General features: G+C 39.7%; 19 protein-coding genes and 1 pseudogene. 12 read left to right on the top strand and 8 right to left on the bottom strand.

All coding sequences use genetic code 11. The annotated features are described in order from the left end of the window. A partial coding sequence (locus G6Q06_RS05425) for a restriction endonuclease subunit S (RefSeq protein WP_205435911.1) occupies positions 1-588 on the top strand: 588 nt, incomplete at its 5' end. A gap of 26 nt (positions 589-614) precedes the next feature. Further along, positions 615-797: a hypothetical protein gene (locus G6Q06_RS05430; protein ID WP_163533829.1), complete on the top strand. Its 183-nt coding sequence runs from the start codon at positions 615-617 to the stop codon at positions 795-797. Here the strand turns inward: G6Q06_RS05430 and G6Q06_RS08850 are convergent. Then, entirely contained in the window at positions 754-876 is a 123-nt protein-coding gene (locus G6Q06_RS08850; protein ID WP_240328768.1) for a type II restriction endonuclease, read from the bottom strand. The two genes, G6Q06_RS05430 and G6Q06_RS08850, sit on opposite strands and share 44 nt — an antisense overlap. 134 nt (positions 877-1,010) lie before the next feature. On the opposite strand from G6Q06_RS08850, the gene moaA reads away from it, so the two are divergent. The 5 genes and pseudogenes from moaA to G6Q06_RS05460 all read left to right on the top strand — a co-directional run bounded on the left by moaA (position 1,011) and on the right by G6Q06_RS05460 (position 8,171). Further along, the gene (gene moaA / locus G6Q06_RS05440) at positions 1,011-1,979 is read left to right on the top strand and encodes a GTP 3',8-cyclase MoaA (RefSeq protein WP_205435912.1); all 969 of its coding nucleotides are present in this window, start codon (positions 1,011-1,013) and stop codon (positions 1,977-1,979) included. Between the two features lie 19 nt (positions 1,980-1,998). Beyond that, entirely contained in the window at positions 1,999-3,081 is a 1,083-nt protein-coding gene (gene mqnE / locus G6Q06_RS05445; protein WP_163565955.1) for an aminofutalosine synthase MqnE, read from the top strand. Positions 3,082-3,218: 137 nt separating this feature from the next. Beyond that, entirely contained in the window at positions 3,219-5,690 is a 2,472-nt protein-coding gene (gene bamA / locus G6Q06_RS05450) for an outer membrane protein assembly factor BamA (RefSeq protein WP_163565956.1), read from the top strand. After that, positions 5,662-6,751, top strand: a pseudogene (locus G6Q06_RS05455) (dehypoxanthine futalosine cyclase). The gene bamA and the pseudogene G6Q06_RS05455 overlap by 29 nt, the downstream one beginning before the upstream one ends. Before the next feature lie 82 nt (positions 6,752-6,833). Next, the gene (locus tag G6Q06_RS05460; RefSeq protein WP_275896955.1) at positions 6,834-8,171 is read left to right on the top strand and encodes a M16 family metallopeptidase; all 1,338 of its coding nucleotides are present in this window, start codon (positions 6,834-6,836) and stop codon (positions 8,169-8,171) included. Here G6Q06_RS05460 and hypD read toward each other — a convergent pair. The 7 genes from hypD to G6Q06_RS05495 all read right to left on the bottom strand — a co-directional run bounded on the left by hypD (position 8,168) and on the right by G6Q06_RS05495 (position 14,234). Continuing rightward, positions 8,168-9,268, bottom strand: a complete 1,101-nt coding sequence (gene hypD, locus G6Q06_RS05465) for a hydrogenase formation protein HypD (RefSeq protein ID WP_163565957.1) — start codon at positions 9,266-9,268, stop codon at positions 8,168-8,170. The two genes, G6Q06_RS05460 and hypD, sit on opposite strands and share 4 nt — an antisense overlap. Next, positions 9,261-9,494 carry a HypC/HybG/HupF family hydrogenase formation chaperone gene (locus G6Q06_RS05470; protein ID WP_163565958.1) on the bottom strand — a complete coding sequence of 78 codons (234 nt, stop codon included), beginning with the start codon at positions 9,492-9,494 and terminating at the stop codon, positions 9,261-9,263. The genes hypD and G6Q06_RS05470 overlap by 8 nt, the downstream gene beginning before the upstream one ends. After that, on the bottom strand, positions 9,494-10,228 hold the full coding sequence (gene hypB, locus G6Q06_RS05475) for a hydrogenase nickel incorporation protein HypB (RefSeq protein WP_163533929.1): 735 nt from the start codon (positions 10,226-10,228) through the stop codon (positions 9,494-9,496). Before hypB ends, G6Q06_RS05470 begins: the two co-directional genes overlap by 1 nt. Before the next feature lie 97 nt (positions 10,229-10,325). Further along, positions 10,326-11,018: a hypothetical protein gene (locus G6Q06_RS05480; protein ID WP_163565959.1), complete on the bottom strand. Its 693-nt coding sequence runs from the start codon at positions 11,016-11,018 to the stop codon at positions 10,326-10,328. Positions 11,019-11,043: 25 nt separating this feature from the next. Continuing rightward, on the bottom strand, positions 11,044-11,769 hold the full coding sequence (locus G6Q06_RS05485; protein WP_163565960.1) for a hypothetical protein: 726 nt from the start codon (positions 11,767-11,769) through the stop codon (positions 11,044-11,046). 5 nt (positions 11,770-11,774) lie between these two features. Next, positions 11,775-12,431 (bottom strand): hypothetical protein, encoded by a 657-nt coding sequence (locus tag G6Q06_RS05490; protein WP_163565961.1) that lies wholly within the window; start codon positions 12,429-12,431, stop codon positions 11,775-11,777. Positions 12,432-13,202: 771 nt separating this feature from the next. Continuing rightward, a complete protein-coding gene (locus G6Q06_RS05495; protein ID WP_163565962.1) occupies positions 13,203-14,234 on the bottom strand; it encodes a bifunctional 3,4-dihydroxy-2-butanone 4-phosphate synthase/GTP cyclohydrolase II in 1,032 nt (343 codons plus the stop codon). Between the two features lie 119 nt (positions 14,235-14,353). Here G6Q06_RS05495 and modA point away from each other — a divergent pair, with 119 nt between their 5' ends. The 5 genes from modA to G6Q06_RS05520 all read left to right on the top strand — a co-directional run bounded on the left by modA (position 14,354) and on the right by G6Q06_RS05520 (position 18,827). Beyond that, positions 14,354-15,076, top strand: a complete 723-nt coding sequence (gene modA, locus G6Q06_RS05500; RefSeq protein WP_163565963.1) for a molybdate ABC transporter substrate-binding protein — start codon at positions 14,354-14,356, stop codon at positions 15,074-15,076. After that, entirely contained in the window at positions 15,066-15,740 is a 675-nt protein-coding gene (gene modB, locus G6Q06_RS05505) for a molybdate ABC transporter permease subunit (RefSeq protein WP_163565964.1), read from the top strand. The genes modA and modB overlap by 11 nt, the downstream gene beginning before the upstream one ends. Positions 15,741-15,842: 102 nt before the next feature. Continuing rightward, the gene (locus tag G6Q06_RS05510; protein ID WP_163533931.1) at positions 15,843-16,445 is read left to right on the top strand and encodes an LPP20 family lipoprotein; all 603 of its coding nucleotides are present in this window, start codon (positions 15,843-15,845) and stop codon (positions 16,443-16,445) included. A gap of 12 nt (positions 16,446-16,457) precedes the next feature. Next, positions 16,458-17,090 (top strand): hypothetical protein, encoded by a 633-nt coding sequence (locus G6Q06_RS05515; protein ID WP_163565965.1) that lies wholly within the window; start codon positions 16,458-16,460, stop codon positions 17,088-17,090. Positions 17,091-17,105: 15 nt separating this feature from the next. After that, a complete protein-coding gene (locus tag G6Q06_RS05520) occupies positions 17,106-18,827 on the top strand; it encodes an OmpP1/FadL family transporter (protein ID WP_163565966.1) in 1,722 nt (573 codons plus the stop codon). Positions 18,828-18,848 lie beyond the last annotated feature (21 nt).

Here is an 18,848-nt window from a genome sequence, read left to right on the forward strand (position 1 = left end):
GTGGGGGGGGGGGGGGGGGGGGGGGGGAATAATCTTACTTCTAAGCGCTTAGAGTGGAGGGAGTTTAGGGTAGGGGAGTTGTTTGAAGTCTTTAAACCGGTTAAAACTGAGCTTAAAAAGCGTTTATTGCCTACAGAACATATAGAGGGGTATATTCCGGCCATTACTTGTACTAGCCAAAACAATGGCGTAGCGTGTTACATGCCAAAAGAAAGCGCACAGGTGCTTAAAAATATGATTTCTGTAGCGGCTAATGGTGATGCGCCTGCTTTTTACCAACACGGAGAATTTGCGCTTTTGCAAGATTGTTATGCTCTCAAGTTTAAAGGTCAGGAACTCAAGCAAGAACATTATTTATTTTTAGTGGTGTGTTTAAATAAGGTCTTAAAAAAATACAACTGGAACAACAAATCCGGTTGGACTAAAGTTTCTTTAGAAATGATTTTTTTGCCCTGTTTTCCCACCGGAGAAATTGCTTTTGACTTAATAAAACACTTTATTAAAGCCTTAGAAAAGCAACGGATAGAAAAAGTTAAAGAGCTATGGGAGGAAAAATTAGAGAGTTATACGCGGGTAATAGATCAATAAACTTAAATTTAAGGGGTGTTTAATCCTTGTTTAAAAGGTGTTTAACCATTGATAGCGCCGTGCTAGGCACTTGCTTTTATCAAGCCAAAAATTTTAGTGCCAGCGATCATGTAGAAATTTTGCGCCCTAAGCTTAATCCTTTTAACCGTCATATTGCGCTGTATTTTATAACAGCCTTAAACCGCTTAAGTCTGTGTTATGGTTACTAAAGTTATCCCCGTGCGCTATACATTTGTCCCAATCTACAAAGAAATCTAGCGTGCGGTTGGTTTTTCTTAGAGTTTTTATAAAATCACCAAAGGTAAAGTATTTTCCATGTTTTTAGCCTAACATGCTAGATTGAAACTTGCACCCTCCTAACTGGTTTCAGGACAAATTGGGAGTGGTTTTGCTATTTTACCTCAAAAACTGGAGGTGCTTTTATGTTAGTGGACACCTTTGGACGCCAAATAGATTATCTGCGTGTCTCTGTTACTAAACAATGTAATTTTAGATGCCAATACTGCATGCCCACCACGCCTATGGATTTTTTTGATCGAGAGGAATTATTGCCACTAGATAAGATGTTAGAGTTTCTCAAAGTGGCCATTGATGAGGGCATTAGAAAAATCCGCATCACCGGTGGCGAACCTTTGATCCGCAAAGATTTAGCTTCTTTTATTGCAAAAATCCATGCTTACAACCCACAAGTCTCCTTAGGGCTTACTACAAATGGGTTTTTACTCAAAGCACAAGCACGCGACTTAAAAGAGGCCGGCTTAGAGCGGGTGAATGTCTCTTTAGATTCGCTTAAAGCTGAAAGGGTGGCTAAAATCTCTCAAAAAGATGGCTTAAAGGCTGTTTTAGAAGGCATTAATGCGGCCTTGAGAGTGGGTTTAGGCTTGAAGTTTAACATGGTTGTTTTGCAGGGGATTAATGATGATGAAATTATAGAGCTTTTAGAATTTGCTAGATCCAAAAACGCCCAAATCCGCTATATTGAGTTTATGGAAAACACCCATGCCAATCACCAGCTTAAAGGTTTGAGTGAAACCCAAATTTTACAAGCTATCGCGACAAAATACCCCTCTATTACACTCAAAGAAGAGGGGCTAAGCCCTTCTAAGATTTATGCGTTAGAAGATGGTTATTGTTTTGGAATCATCGCCCCGCACAATGATAATTTTTGCAAACACTGTAATAAAGTCCGCTTGAGTGCTGATGGGACGATTTTTCCTTGTTTGTACTACCAAGATAGTGTTCAGGCTAAAGAGGCGATCATGCAGGCTAACCCGGAGCAAATGCGCCAAGTACTCAAACAATCTGTGTATAACAAGCCTGAGAAAAACCTATGGCAACTAGGGCTACAAAACCAAGTTTCAGAACGCGCTTTTTATAAAACCGGAGGGTAATTAAAACACAAGGAAAACAATGGATTTATTACAACTTGCTTTTAATCAGGCAGATTTAAGCCCTGCACAACTTGTTAAACTCTATGATTATGATCTGTATTCTCTAGCAGAAGTAGCCCATGCAATCCGTACACAACTACACCAAGATCAAGTTTATTTCAACACCAACCGCCACATCAACCCTAGTAATATTTGCCAAGATAGCTGTAAGTTTTGTGCCTTTTCAGCTAGCCGTAAAAATCCTAATCCTTACGAGATGAGCCATGAGCAGATTTTAGAGCAAATTAAACAATCTTATAAGCGGGGCATTAAAGAGGTACATGTCGTGAGTGCGCATAACCCGCATTATAGCTATGAGTGGTATTTTGATCTGTTTAGAAAAATCAAAGCCCACTTTGCAGGGCTACATTTAAAAGCGATGACGGCAGCTGAGGTGCATTTTTTAAGCACTAAGTTTAATAAGCCCTATGAGGAAGTTTTAGAAAACATGGCAGAGGCGGGGGTGGATTCTATGCCCGGGGGTGGGGCAGAAATTTTTGATGAGAGAATTAGAAAACATATTTGTAGTGGTAAGGTGAGTTCTAAGCGTTGGATTGAGATTCATCGTTATTGGCATTCTTTGGGCAAAATGAGCAATGCAACCATGCTTTTTGGGCATGTGGAAAATCAATTACACCGCCTAGATCACATGCACCGGCTTAAAATGGCACAAAGCGATCTAGCAAAAGTCAAAGCAAAAGAGGGAGGGTTTAACGCCTTTATCCCATTGCTTTATCAGCGGGATAATAATTTTTTAAAGGTAGAAAGAAGTCCTAGCGCGGTGGAGATTTTAAAGACTATTGCCATTGCGCGCATTGTTTTATTTAATATCCCACACATTAAAGCTTATTGGGCAACTTTGGGGCTTAATTTAGCCCTTGTAGCCCAAGAATTTGGGGCTGATGATTTAGACGGGACAATTGAGGTGGAGATGATTCAATCAGCTGGAGGGGCTAAAAGCAAAAGAGGGATCAACAAAGAAGATCTGATTTATCAAATCCAAGATGCGCGCTTTAAACCCGTTGAGAGGGACAGCTTGTACAATCCTATCCAAACATGGTGAATATTTTTTTATTTTTGTTTACTCAAGGTTATTTTTTGGTATAATGCGCTCACTACAAGCAAAAATAATACTTAAGGGTTCGCATCAAAAAGTTTTTCACGGTTATTTTGGTTTGTATTGGCCAGTTTTTTTTACCATTGGATGCAGAGGAGAGAATTGACAGTATAGAATATAGAGATCTCTCCTATATGTCTGACATGCTGGCCAGTGAAATTGTTAAACTTAAAGAAAATGACCCTTTAGATTTGAAAAAAGTTGATGATGCTGTTTTGGCTTTGTATAATCAGGGCTATTTTGAAGATGTTTATGCCACCTTTAATAAAGGGCATTTGGTTTTCCATTTTAAAGAAAAGCCACGCATCGCTGGGATTGAAATTAAGGGTTATGGTACGGAAAAGGAAAAAGACACTCTTTATACCCAAATGGGGATTAAAAAGGGCGATACCTACGATGAAACAAAACTAGAAAATGCTAAATATATTCTAAGAACGGCTCTAGAACAACAAGGTTACTATGGAAGTGTGGTAGAGGTGCGCACAGAGAGCCTAGCCGGCGGGGGGGCGTATCGCATTATCTTTGATGTCAATCGTGGGAGTAATATTTACATCACTAAATCTTCTTATGAGGGGCGTAAACAACTTAAATCCCGTGTGGTCGAATCTTTAAGCGCCAACAAACAGCGCGACTTTATGGGTTGGATGTGGGGGTTAAATGCGGGTAAATTACACTTAAATGATCTGGAATATGATTCTATGCGTATTCAAGATGTGTATTTGCGCAATGGCTTTTTAGATGTCAATGTCTCCGCTCCCTTTTTAAACACCAACTTTAGTACCCATAGAGCCAAACTCTACTATAAAGTTAAAGAAGGCATCCAATACCGCGTTTCTGGGGTTGAGATTCAAATTAATAAACCTGTTGTACCCATTGCTAAGCTATTAAAGTCTGTTAAAGTCCGTAAAAATGGGATTTTTAACATTGAACATATGCGCGCTGATGCCCAGACTCTTAAACGCGAAGTAGCCGATCAAGGTTATGCCTTTGCGGTGGTTAAACCCGATCTAGATAAAGATGAAAAACATGGCACTGTTAAAATCATTTATCATATTGAAACGGGGGATATGGTCTATATCAATGATATTATCATCTCAGGTAACCAACGCACGAGCGACCGGGTGATTCGCCGTGAGGTGTGGTTAAACCCCAAAGAGCGTTATAGCCTTTCTAAGGTGGCTAGTTCTGAAAACTCTCTACGCCGTTTGGGTTACTTCTCTAAAGTCAAGATTGAGGAGCGGCGTATCAATAGCCAGTTAATGGATCTGTTAGTTAATGTAGAAGAAGGGCGCACTGGACAACTCCAATTTGGTTTAGGGTATGGGAGTTATGGGGGGTTAATGCTTAATGGGAGTGTGAGTGAGAGAAATCTCTTTGGTACGGGTCAAAGCATGAGTTTATATGCCAATATTTCTACTGGTGGGGGGTATAGGCATTATGGGATTCGCGGGAGTGGGCGCATGTTCTCTGGGAATTTAACCTTAAGAAATCCACGGGTTTTTGATAGCCGTTATAGCTCCTCTATTAGTCTTTTTGCCGAATACCTCATCAGCTATAACTACATCCAACAAGGTGGGGGATTTAGTTTAAGTGTGGGGCGCATGCTCACAAACACCTTTAGCATGAATGTGGGTTATAACTTTAGTTTAAATAAAATTTTAGGCTTTAGTAGCCCCTTGTATGAAATGTTTTATAGCAGCGATAAAACTATTATCACATACCCAGATGGCCAGCCAATTATTGGGGTTAATGGACAGCCTTTACGCGGGCTCTGGGATCGTGATTACAGTACGCCTACTACAAGCTCTTTTACATTAAGTACTAACTTTGATAATACCGATGATTATTATTTCCCTAAAAATGGCTTTACTTTTTCTAACTACACGAGTATGGCCGGTCTGCCTTCAAGTGAGCCACTCAATTCTTGGAATGGTTTAGGCGGGAATGTGCGCAACACTAAAATTTATGGTAAATTTGCCGCTTACAAACATTTACAAAAATACTTATTAATTGACTTGATTGCCCGCTTTAAAACACAGGGGGGTTATATTTTCCGCTATAATAAAGAGGATTATTTGCCCCTTAACTCGGTCTTTTATTTAGGGGGCGTAACCACTATTAGAGGCTTTAGAAATAGTTCTATTACACCCAAAACCGCATATGGCATGTGGGTGGGGGGTGATGGGCTTTATACCGGCTCTGTAGAGTTAAGTTATGGATTGCTCAAGTCGGCTAAGATGCGTTTAGCTTGGTTTTTTGACTGGGGCTTTTTGACTTTTAAAACCGCTAACCGCACGGGGGGCTTTTGGCAAAACCAGCCCTCTACGGATGTGCAGTTTAAAGATTATGGAGTTGTAGGTGCTGGATTTGAACATGCCACTTGGCGGGCTTCTACAGGAATTCAAGTTGAATGGATTTCACCCATGGGTCCACTGGTGCTGATCTTTCCTATCGCCTTCTTTAATGAATTTAGCGATAAGAAAGGTTTGTGGTTTAACCCCAATCTAGGCGATTTGACTCAGCGCTTTGAATTTTCTATGGGAACGCGTTTTTAGGAGAATATATGCAACGATTAAGCCGTACAGAACTACTAGATTTTCTAGCAAATAAGCCTCTAAAAGAATTAGGGAAAATGGCCTTAGCCAAAAAGCAAGAATTACACCCAGAAAACACCACAACTTTTATTGTAGATCGCAATATCAATTACACTAATATTTGCTTTGTAGATTGTAAATTTTGCGCATTTAAAAGAGAACTTAAAGACTCAGAGGCTTATATCCTAGATTTTGCCACCATTGATCAAAAAATTGAGGAGCTTTTAGCCATTGGAGGTACACAGATTTTATTTCAAGGGGGAGTACACCCTAAATTAAAAATAGACTATTATGAAAATCTAGTCTCTCATATCGCGCAAAAATTTCCCACGATCACTATTCATGGTTTTTCAGCTATAGAGATTGATTACATCGCTAAGGTCTCTAAACTTTCTTTGCAAGAAGTACTCAGGCGTTTAAAAGAGGCCGGGCTTAGCTCTATTCCGGGGGCTGGGGCTGAGGTGTTAAGCGATCGGGTTAGAGCGGTGATTGCGCCTAAAAAGTTAAGCGCTAATCGCTGGATTGAAGTACACAAAGAGGCGCATAAATTAGGGATTAAAAGCACGGCGACGATGATGTTTGGCACAGTTGATACAGATGAAGATATTGCAGAGCATTTAGAAAGAGTGCGCAATTTACAAGATGAAACGGGGGGTTTTAGGGCCTTTATTTTATGGAGTTTCCAGCCAGATTTTACGCCTTTACAAAAAGAAATGCCCCACATTAAAAAGGCTAGTTCTAATCGCTATTTGCGGCTTTTAGCCTGTAGCCGTTTGTTTTTAGATAATGTGAAAAATATCCAAAGTTCATGGGTTACTCAAGGGGCTTTTATCGGGCAATTAGCCCTTCTTTTTGGTGCTAATGATTTAGGGAGTGTGATGATGGAGGAAAATGTAGTCAAAGCAGCGGGCACAAGTTTTTGCCTGAATGAAAAGCAAATGGTAGATCTCATCGGAGATATTGGGAGTAAGGCAGCTAAACGCAATACCGCTTATGAAATTTTAAAGTACTACCATGCTTAAAAAAATCAGATGGCGCTATATTGTTTTATTAGCCTTATTGGTAGTGATTCTCGTGGTAATTGGAATATGGAAGGAAAAAAGCATGCAGCAAAAAACCAATCAAACACAAGCACAGGTGATCAAAAGAGATCAAGTTGGTAAGGGGCTTACTTATTTTGAAGTGAAGGGGATTAAAATTCCAGTTATCTATGAGGATAACCATTTATTACCCATGGGGACAATTAGATTAATGTTCATGGGCGGGGGTAATATCATGGATAAAGATAAATTTGGACTCTCTAAACTTAGCGCTAATTTGTTAAATGAGGGTACAAAAGAATTAGGCAGTGTGGCCTTTGCTGAAAAACTTGAACAACTTGCTATCACTTTAAGCGCGGACATCCGCCTAGAGTCTTTGCACATTGATCTAGGTTTTTTAAAAGAGTATCAGGATAAGGCCATTACTTATTTGCATGATTTATTGCTCTCGCCAAATCTTACCCCCGGTGCTTTAGAAAAGGTACAACAACGCATGGTAGCCGCTGCTCTTAATAGAGAGAGTAATTTTGACTATGTAGCCCAGTTAGGGTTAAATAAAATTCTTTTTGCCAACACGCCTCTAGCTAATCCAGCCATTGGTACGCCAAAAAGCATTAAATCCATCTCTTTAGAAGATGTTAAAAAACGCTTAGAAGATGATTTAGATATTGAGCGACTTATTATTGTCATGGGTGGCGATTTAGATGTGAATAAGACTTTAGAATCTTTAAAACCTATTTTAGAAATTTTGCCTTCTAATAAACCTTTCTTCACTCCTTATTTTAGCGCCGCTCAAGAGCCACAAACCAAAGTAGTTTATAAAGATAGCCAACAGGCTTATATTTACTTCGGCTCTCCTTTTGTCATGAAAAATTTAGCCCAAGAATTGCCTTTGGCTAGGGTTATGGGTTTTGTGCTAGGTTCTAGTGGGTTTGGATCGCGCTTAATGGATACAATCCGTGTTAAAGAGGGGTTAGCATACAGCGCTTATATGCGTATCCAACTCTCTCGCATCATTAACTGCACTACAGGGTATTTACAAACTAAATTAGAACACCAAGAAAAGAGTATCGCCCTTGTTAGAAAGGTGATTAAAGAGTTTGTCGAAAAAGGGATCACGCAGGAGGAGTTAGACGGGGCTAAGAAATTTTTACTTGGTTCTGAACCTCTAGCAAATGAAACGATTGGAAAACGGCTCACTAATAAGTTTCATGATTTCTATCTAGGTTTGCCTCTAGATTATGAAAAAATCATGCTAGATCGCATCAAACATTTGACTTTGCAAGAAATCAATGACTACATCAAGTCCCATACAGAAATTAATAATTTGAGTTTTAGTATCGTAACGATGGATCCTAAAAATCCTAAGTATCAAAAACTTGTGGGTAAAAAGGGTGCTTAACTGAGGTATCTAAAATAAGCCGCGCAAGCCCCCTCAGAGCTCACCATACACGCACCTACTGGGTGATCCGGGGTGCAAGTTTTATTAAAAAGTTTACAATCTATGGGTTTGGCTTGGCCCTTTAAAATCTGCCCACATAAGCAATGTTTATGATCTTGATTAGAAGTAATGGGCAATACCTCTTTAAAAACAAGTTCTGCATCAAGGCTCGCATAATTAGAATTAATTTGCATCGCTGAAAAGGCAATTTGACCTAGCCCGCGCCACTCAAAACTAGAGCGCACTTGCATAGTCTCTTGGATTAAGCGCTGTGCTTTTAAATTACCCTGCATATCCACCACACGGCTATACTGGATTTCTAGTTTGACTTGTTTATTAAGTACTTGCCTAACTATCCACAAAATACCCTCTAGCATATCCACCGGTTCAAATCCAGCCACCACAATAGGGATATTAAAGCGCTCTAATAAGGGTTGATAAATTTTAGCCCCTGTGATCACACTTACATGGGAGGGAGCAATTAAAGCATCAATAGAAGTATTTTCTAACACAGCTGCCACACTGGGAGGTACAAGAACATGGTTATTATGCACAAAGAGATTTTTTAAGCCTTGCTTTTTGGCCTGCAAGAGTAAACTAGCACTCATAGGAGTCGTGGTTTCAAACCCAATAGCCACATACACGATATTTTTTTGTGGATTTTGTTTAGCAATTTCTAAAACCTGCAAGGGAGAGTAAACAAAACGCACATCTTTCCCTTGTGCTCTAACTTGTGATAAACTTGCTTGGCTACCTGGTACACGCATCATATCTGCTAGGGTGATTAAAATAGTTTGGGGCATATTTGCTAGAGCGATGGCTTGATCGATGCGTAATTTTGGCATCACACATACCGGACACCCAGGGCCGTGTACAAATTCTAAATTTGTCTCTTTAAGCAAGGATAAAAGCCCATAGCGCATTAAAGTATGGGTATGCCCCCCGCATACCTCCATGATTTTAAGTGGCGTGTTAAGTTTTTTAGCCTGTGTTTTGATCTGAGCGATTAGAGCTAGAATGCTATCTTTATCTCTAAAGGCATCGATAAAATTAGGCATCATCGCCCATATTGGCTACCATTTGCGCATAAAGCTTTAGCGATTCAAGCGCATCGGCAGTATCAATTTTACTCACCACAAAACCAATATGTAAAAGCACAAAATCCCCCACCTGCACTTCTTCTTCCATGAGATCTAAACTAGCTTCTCTTTGCACGCCCATAGTCTCTAAGATAGCTATATTGTCTTTAAGGGCAATAACTTTAGAAGGAATAGCCAAACACATTAGAACACATGGGCAGATTGGTAATTTTTAGCGCGTTGCTCTGCTAGAAAGTCTTTAAAGACCTCTAAACTACTTTTATCTTTACTACTGAGTGTGAAAATAGGGGTATTGGGTTTGAGTTTGGCCATGTCCTCTTGGACTTGAGAGAGTCTAAAATCAAAAACCTCCATTAAATCAGCCTTACTCACCACCACCGCATCGGCGCATAAAAACATAGTGGGGTATTTAAGGACTTTATCATCACCCTCAGGTGTGGAGAGTAAAACAATATTCATGGCTGCGCCTAAATTGTAGCTAGAGGGGCAAACTAAATTGCCGACATTTTCAATGATCAGATAATCACTTGAACTAAGCGCGCCTTTTTCTTTTAAAATATCATACGCTCCCTCTAGCATGCTTGCTTCTAAATGGCAGGCTTCACCGGTGGTGATTTGCTGGGCTTGTACATTCTTTTTTAATAAACGATTGGCATCTCTATTAGTCTGTAAATCCCCCTCAATGACGCAAAATTTAAAATCCTCAAATTCTGCCAAATTTTCTAAAAGTGTGGTTTTACCACTCCCGGGTGAACTCATAAAATTAAGTACATACAGCCCATCAACTTGGTAACGCTTTTTCATCTCTAAAGCTTTCAGATCGTTTTTACTCAAAATTCTTTCAACAACCTGTACATCTTTTTTACTCAAGTTAGGGTTATTATTAAGACTTTGACTTCTTTGTGCATTTTCTGTCATGCTTAAATCCTCCTTAAAAGTTTTGGCCTTCCATGCTAGCACAAAAGGTTAAATAACGGCTTTTAAGAAAAAGCAACAAAACCCAAGCTTTGACTATTTAATCATCATCACTAGATTTACAAAATTTCTTATCAGCACAAGCACCCTTTAAATCCTCTAATACTGAATTATTGATTTTGTCCATAAAAATTCTCTTGCCATCTCGCTTCTGGCGATAAATAGGATTGATCATTACATCTGACTTTGCAATGTGTTCTCCTGTTATTTTCATGCTGTAGTCTAACAAAAGGTAGCGATTATGCAGCTCTTTAAACACAAAAGTTTCTAGTCGTTGTAAATCACTATCATCTTCACGGAAATTTTCCTCCATGTATAAAATGAGTGTATCTTTTTTAAACTCTACATTAATTTGTGATTGGGTAGATTCAGATCCAAGGTTTAGACAAAATCCCTTAAATGCTGTTTGTAAGCCCTTTTTAGATTGTTTAATCACTCTAAAGCACATGGCGCGTACACTAACAACCCCCCTAGAAAAGGGCGCACCCCTTTCCTCTCCAAATTCTACTTTTTCTATGTTTGCTGCATAAAGGCGTGCTATCAAAGCACAATACAGATTTTGGCCTATATGGGCTTTATGCGTCTCTAGCACATAGGCAGCTTGGAGTCCAGAACTTGGATCTATATGGCTTTGTGGGGTTATGAGTGTTTTTACAAATGCCTGAGTTTGTTCTTGAAGATCGGTTTTAATATCCATGCACTCTACTCCCCAAGCAAGATGAGCCCAAAACAACAAAAGCCCTAGAGCAAGCCTTATTTTAATTAATCCCATTTTTCTCATCATATGTTTGGCAATAATGCTTTTTATAGCAGTGATTCTCTAAACCCTGTAATACATCATTATCAATTTGATCCATGAAAATTTGCTTGCCATCTCGCTTTTGGCGATAAAAAGGATCAATATCATTAGCTGTATCATTAACACGGCTGTATGCTTGCAAGATATAACGATCTCCAACTGGTTTAAAGATTAAAATATCTAAACTTCTATGCTCCCAATCGCATTCAATAGCCCATTCATTGATGCGCAAAATAAACACATCTTTTTTAAAATTTAAACTGATTTGTGAAAAGGTGGCCACAGGGTTAAGATCCAAACAAAAACCCTTATGCCATTTAGAACCCTCTAAGAATCCAAAACACATGCTGCTTGTTTTTATGTTGCCACGATAATGATCATTTATCTCCTCTACACCGGGTTTATAGGTGTGCAAGACAAAACCACGATAAAGGGTTTTGCCCACATGAGCCTTATTCTCCTCAAAGACATCAAAAGGAAAACCCTCTCCTGTCTCCTCTACTGGCTTTCTTTTCTTAAGATTAAGTTTTAACTTTTTAGTATCAAAGTCCTCATATTGATTCCTGAGTAACTTAACAACGCGTGGGGGTTCAAATTCAGTTGGTTCAGATTTATTTTGCTCTCCTAAACAAAGATGTACCAAAAGCAACAAGAGTCCTAAAGAAAGATTTATTCTATGTAACATTGTTTTTACTCCTTGCAAGACCCTCTTTGAGCGCAAAGTTCTATCAAATCATTTACAATATGTGGCTTCATTGCATCCATGAAAATTTGCTTGCCATCTGGCTTTTGGCGATAAACAGACTCTATAGAGTCTTGATTAATTTGGGTGTTGAGTGCTTTTAAAGAATAACGATTTTTAGAGGGCTCAAAAATAAAGGTCAGATAATCAATAGATTTTCCTCCCGTCCAATAATCTTCACGAAAGTGTAGAATAAACCTCTTTTTTTTAAACTCCATACTGATTTCTGATAAATCAAAATTTGAATGCAACATTAAACAAGAACCCGGATACCATTTAGAATCTTTGGCAAATCCAAAACATGCAAAATCCACACCTATCTGAGCTATACGCCCGTCATCATTATAATACCCTGCTCTGTAACCACGCACCACAACCCCACAATAAAGGGTTTTGTCTATAAGCGCTTGGCTTCTCTCCACCACAAATTGTGGACCCCATAGTATATCGTCTGGATCGCTAGTAGCAATTTTTTTTGCAAAACTCTTTGCTTGCTTGATCACAAAATCACTATATTGTGTACTGCAACTCCCCCAAGCAAGACTAGCCAAGACTAACAAAAGCCCTAAAAAAGTACCTGCCCTGTGCAACGCTGTTTGATTCATCGTCTGCTCCTTGCAATATCCCACATTGTAAACATTAATTGTATTTAGAATATAACGATTTTTAAATGGCTAAAGATTAACCACCAGTACCTCTCTTTTATATCTAAACCCCATAAAAGAACAAGATAAAAGTCTTCTCTTTTAACTCCATTTTTTCCTGTAGCTAAACTACGATTCTTAAACAAAAAATCACCGCCCAAAAAAGCGCCTGAGAAAGACAACAAAGAGGATTTTATGCGCACTTTAGAGGAGTTGCGCAACATCTATGAATTGTAAAAAAAGAGAACGGGGTTTCTAACGGATCAACAAATCTTTTTCTAGCCTGTGCAGCTCTCACTCTTGTCTCTGATCTATTGCTCTAGCGCGGTTTTTCTCCATGTCTTTGGGCTTTAAGCTCTTGCACACCCGTTTTACTATCCTCTGATTTCTCTAGAAGGCAATCATCGGCTGATATTAATGGTATGTCAAGTAACATCAAGTCTTTTAACTTGATAGTGGGGTACTTGAAGTTTGCAGAACTTAAAAAACATCACGATCAAAAATTGGCTCAAAAATTGATTTATATCGGATTAAATACATTTGTACAAAAATACCCTCTTTGAAATTTAAACAAGGCTCTAGACTCACAAATCAAATTTGAAATGTCTGTCTGATTATTTTCAATATCTGAAACAAAGAAGACAAATTTTCTGCAACACTCTAGCATGGTTTTATTCTTGTTCTTTTTGAATTCTGACTATTGGATCAATCTCTTACTATTTATGTACAACATCAAGGACAAATCGCCTCTATCATGTGCAAATCAAAGCCTTTAAGTGCAGCGTATTCGGGTTTATCCTGAGTGGTCAAAAGGCAAAAGGTTTTAACCCCCAAGCTTTTTAAAATCAATGCTCCGATGCCAAAATTTTTAAGGGTGTCATGGGTTTTAGCCTGTGGATCAATACAAATTAAAAATCCGCCTTCTGTTTGCAATTTAGAAAGCACCCGCATTAAAAAGGAATAATCTTTAGGGTGGCTTAAAAGTTTGTGATCCTCCCTAATGATGTGGAATCGTACAAAGGGTGTAGGGTTTTGCGCGCCAAAGCAATAGACAAAATGTTTTCGTTGCAGGTGATCTAAAAAGATCGATTCTTTACACTCTAAACCCGCAAAATGCGCGCTCTCTTCAGAAAGCAAATGCAAAAGATTTTCACTCTGCAGGCGATGACTCACAATATCAGAGACATATAAAGTTTTTAGATCATGTGTTTTAGCAAAATCTAGTAAAAATTTATCCCCCCTTCTTGCCATCGAGCCATCTTCTTTCATGATCTCACAAATCACACTAATGGGCTTAAGACCGGCTAACTTGCATAAATCCACGCTAGCCTCTGTGTGGCCTGTGCGCACTAAAACCCCCTCTTCTTTGGCAATCAAAGGGAAAATATGCCCCGGGCGTACAAAATCCTCCGCCCTGCTTTCCTCTTTACAAAGTAATTCAATAGTAAGCGATCGCTCATAGGCTGAAATGCCGGTTTTAGCAGCTTTAGCATCAATAGAGATTGTAAAGGCGGTTTCATGTTTAGAATCGTTATGGCTAACCATGGGCTTAAGATCAAATTGGTGCGCGATTTTTTGGGTGAGCGCAACACAGATAAGCCCGCGTGCATACTTAGCCATGAAATTAATTTTCTCAGGGGTGCTAAAAATCCCGGCTAGTACCAAATCCCCCTCGTTTTCGCGATCCTCATCATCCATTAAAATTAATAATTCGCCATTTTTCAGAGCTTCCAAAGCCTCTTTTAATCTTTTTGCACTATCCATCACTCTCCTTTTAAAGCGCCCATTCTACTCCAAACTTGCTAAGGATTAAAATTTTTTAGACTAACAGAAGAGGGCTTAATCTTGTATACTTATATTTTTGGTGCTAGTAAGGAGTTGGCATGCGTTTTTTAGTTTTAGGGATTTTGTGGGCAAGCTTATGTTTGGGTGCAGAGATAAAAGTAGCGGTGGCGGCTAATCTTACACAGGCCATGCAGGCCATTAAAAGCGCTTTTTTAAAACAACACAGCGCTCAGGTGCTTTTAAGTTTTGGATCTTCTGGGCATTTTTTTAACCAAATTATGCAAGGCGCGCCCTTTGATCTGTTCATCAGTGCAGATAAACAACGGCCGCTAAGATTACAACAAGAAAAATACACGCCCTACCCTGTTAAAGTGTATGCTAGGGGGGTTTTAGTACTTTGGAGCAAACAAGAAAAAATCCATTCTTTAGAAGCTCTGCAAGGTTCTTTTAACCATTTAGCCATTGCTAATCCTAATTTAGCCCCTTATGGGCGCGCAAGTATGGAGGTCTTGCAGAAGTTAGGGCTAGTAGATGCTCTAGAACTTAAGATCGTGCAGGCTGGTTCTATTTCTCAAGCAAACCAATATGTACAAAGCGGGGCGGCTTCTCTTGGTTTTAGCGCTCTCTCATTAATGCGTAAAGATAGCCATTATTTTATTGTGCCTAAGGAGTATTATAGCCCTATTGAACAGGCAATGGTGCTAACCAAAAAAGGCGGAGAAAATCCCCTTGCTAGAGCTCTAGAGGATTTTATTTTAAGCAAAGAGGGGCAGAAAATCTTAAAAAAATACGGCTATTTGGTAGAAGAACTTGGAGAGTGAATTTTTAAATACCCTTTTTCTTACCTTTAAACTTGCCACCCTTACAACTCTTGTTTTACTCCCCATAGGGCTTGCTTTAGGGGCTTATTTAGCTAATCAAAGGGGTTTATTTAAAATTTTTATAGAGACGCTAACTTGGATGCCTCTAGTTTTACCCCCCACCGTGCTAGGTTTTTATCTGTTGATTCTTTTTGCGCCAAGCAGTGTTTTAGGGGCGTTTTTAGAAAAATATTTACATTTAAAGTTGGTTTTTAGTTTTAGTGGATTGGTGTTTGGCAGTGTGATTTTTTCTTTGCCCTTCATGGTTAATCCCATCCAAAACGCGCTTACAAATCTATCTCCCTCGCTTAAAGAAGCTAGCTACACTTTAGGCAAGGGCAAATTTTATACCTTCTTTTGCGTGCTTTTACCCAATATCAAACCCGCGCTTTTAATAGGCTGCATCACCACCTTTGCCCACACTATCGGAGAGTTTGGGGTGGTGATGATGGTAGGGGGGGATATTGAAGGGCAAACCCGCGTGGCTAGTATTGCCATTTTTATACAAGCAGAGGCAAATAACTTACAAATTGCCCACCGCTATGCTGCAATTTTAAGTGGGGTTAGTTTCTTGCTTCTCTTTATCATGCTATTTAGGCGCCGTGTAGGTCTGTCTACAATTTAGAGTTTTTGTGTTAAAATGCGGGCTAAATCATTAAAAGGTTGCGTGATGATACAAAAAGCGCGTGTGAAGTCTGTTAGGGGTTTTTTGAAAAAAAATACCCCCTTGTGCCTTTGTGTTGGATTGGCTTTGATTGGGTCTGGATGTGGTTGGTTTAGAAAACCCAGTGTTACACAGCTCATCCCACCCTCAGCCACAGGTCTTCAAGCCCCTATCTATCCTCCTACTACTTTTAACAATGGGCGTAGCCGCTCCATGCCTGTTTTCCCTAAATCTCCACAGATTGAAACGCGTTTTGATAATTCTTCTCAAAATGTAACTCCCCCCACCGCTGGGACAAATGCGATCATTCCAAATACCCCCATTCTAACCCCTACTAATGTCATTGAGTTAAGCGCTGTGGGAATGGGTGTAGCCCCTGAATCAACCATTTCGCCTTCTCAGGCTTTGGCTTTAGCTAAACGAGCGGCCATTGTTGATGGTTACCGCCAACTAGGCGAAAAAATGTATGGGATTAGAGTCAATGCTACTGATACGGTTAAAGACATGATCTTACAAAACTCTGTGATCAAAACTAAGGTTAATGCGTTAATCCGCAACGCCGAGATTACAGAAACGATCTATAAAGACGGTTTATGCCAAGTGAGTATGGAGCTTAAACTTGATGGGCGTATTTGGTATAATGTCTTTAACAATATCCGCGGATAATTAGGCGTTTGTGTGGTAAGAAGGTTTTTAGCGCTTATCCTTTTTGGGTTGCTAGTCAGTGCCTGCCACCACCAAGTTAAGCCTAAAAAGCCTCATAGAGTCCATAAACCTAAAACCCATAAACCTCACAAGCCTAAAAAACCTAAAAAACCTCATAAAAAAGCTTTTATTAAAAAGAGCGCAGCAGAGCGCAAAGCAGAGCAACAAGCCCAAATTAAAAAGGAGTTGGCTAAGTTTAAACTCATTTATATTTATACCCCCGTGTTTCGCTTTTATGATTATGGAACCATTGGGCGCAATAAGGAGGGGGATTTAGAATTGGTGCTTTATAAGCTAAGCAAACACTTTGGAGATATCGTTATTAAGAAAAACTACATTTGTTTTTCGGGTACTTGTAGTGCTAAATGGGTTGCGGCTAGGGATATGTTTGGTGAGGTGAGTTATGGTGATCTCTTTGATGATATTGTACTTGGGCGGGATATTTTTCAAGGCATTGGTAAACAAATCCAGCCTAATGGGGTGTTGTTACAGCGTTTTATAGAAAATGGACAAATGATTTATTATGAGCGCAGTCCTGAAAAAATCCTCTTCCAAAACATGACCACCGGTGTTGCGATTGTGATTCAACCTTATCATCCTCAGTGATTTTAGGGAGTTTTCTTGCATTTGCGTTTTTTATGCACTCTCTTACCAGTTTTTCTAGGCGCTAATGGTTTTCAGATCTCCCAGCAAAGCCTTAATGGTACGGCTTTAGATTCAGCTTATATTGCCGGAGCCAGAGGAGCAGATGCGAGTTATTATAACCCCGCTAACATGGGTTTTGAAAATGATTTAGGGGAAAATCGTAGCGAGTTTGAAATAACAAGCACGGTGATTAATATCCCCGCCTTTAAATTTATGGTACCTACAAGTAATCAAGGGCTTTATTCAGCAACAACGCTTAAAGTTAATAAATCCCAAGAAAATATGGAACAAATCGCACAGGATCTAGGGCTTGGCAATTTGGCTAATGCAATTTTACACCATCTGGTAAATCAAGGTGTAAAAGATGTTCAGCAACTCATTAACGATTTACAGAATATGACTAACCAGAAAGTGATCACAGTGGCCTCTTTGCCTAGTAATCAAGTGGTACCGGGCTGGACCGGTACAACTAATTTTGTCTTGCCTAAATTCTTTTATAAAAGCCGTACCCATAATGGTTTTACTTTTGGGGGGAGTTTTACCGCCCCCTCAGGTCTTGGCATGAAATGGCATGGACAGGGGGGGGAGTTTTTACGCGATGTGTTTATCATGATGGTCCAAGTAGCCCCTAGCATTAGTTATACCATTGGCCAACGCTTTTCTATTGGCCTTGCTGCTAGAGGGCTTTATGCCACCGGGAGTTTTAATAACACCGTTTATGTGCCCTTACATGGGGCTTCTGTGCTTAGCGGGAGTCAAATCATTGGTTTACCCAATGATGTTTTTAGTGGCCAAGTACCCTCTAGCATGCGTGAAAAACTAGCACAAATTGGCGATAAGGCTGCTGCTAATTGTACCCCCAATATGGATCAAAATGGCCCTGCGTGCATGCAATATTACAATCAGCTTAAAAATGTGATGCGCGATAGCGGGTTACAAGAAGCTATTTCAGATTTATACGGCACTTCTAAGGTGGTTCAATCTAGTAATGGGAGTTCTTGGGGCGGGGGGTATAAATTAGGGGCTAGTTTGCGCGTTTTTGATCATGGCATGTTTTCGGTGGTCTATAATAGCAGTGTTACTTTTAATATGCATGGCAATCTCACCGCTTTAACCCAGCTAGGCCCCAGTTTAGGCAATGTGCTAACTAAGGGGAGTTTAAATATCAATGTTTCTTTGCCTGAAATCCTTAATGTAGCCTATGCCCATGAGTTTTTCAAACACCATTTGCGTATTGAGGGGGTGTATGAACGCACTTTTTGGAGTCAGGGCAATAAATTTTTAGTAACCCCAGATTTTGCTAATGCGAGCTATCAGGGTGTGGGGGGCACGGTGCAATATCTAAGTTCTGAGACTCTTAAAAAAATGGTAGGACTTGCAGATTTTAGCGGGGTGATGAATATGGGAGCAGGTTGGAGAGATACTAATACTTTTAGACTTGGTGCAACTTACATGAGCCGTAGTTTACGCCTCATGGGAGCTCTTGCCTACGATCAAGCCCCTAGCCCTCAAGATGCAATTGGCATTCCTGATTCTAATGGTTATGCAATCGCCTTTGGTGCTAAGTATAATTTTAGAGGCTTTGATATTGGTTGGGGCGGTACTTTTATCTTTAAAAGTAACCGCAATAGTTATTACCAATCTAGTAATTTAGGGCAGTTGCGTATCTTTTCTGCCTCTTTGGGTTACCGCTGGTAGCCTTTGATTTGCTAAACTCTA

The sequence above is a fragment of the Helicobacter suis genome (assembly GCF_902196135.1).
Taxonomy (GTDB): domain Bacteria; phylum Campylobacterota; class Campylobacteria; order Campylobacterales; family Helicobacteraceae; genus Helicobacter; species Helicobacter suis_A.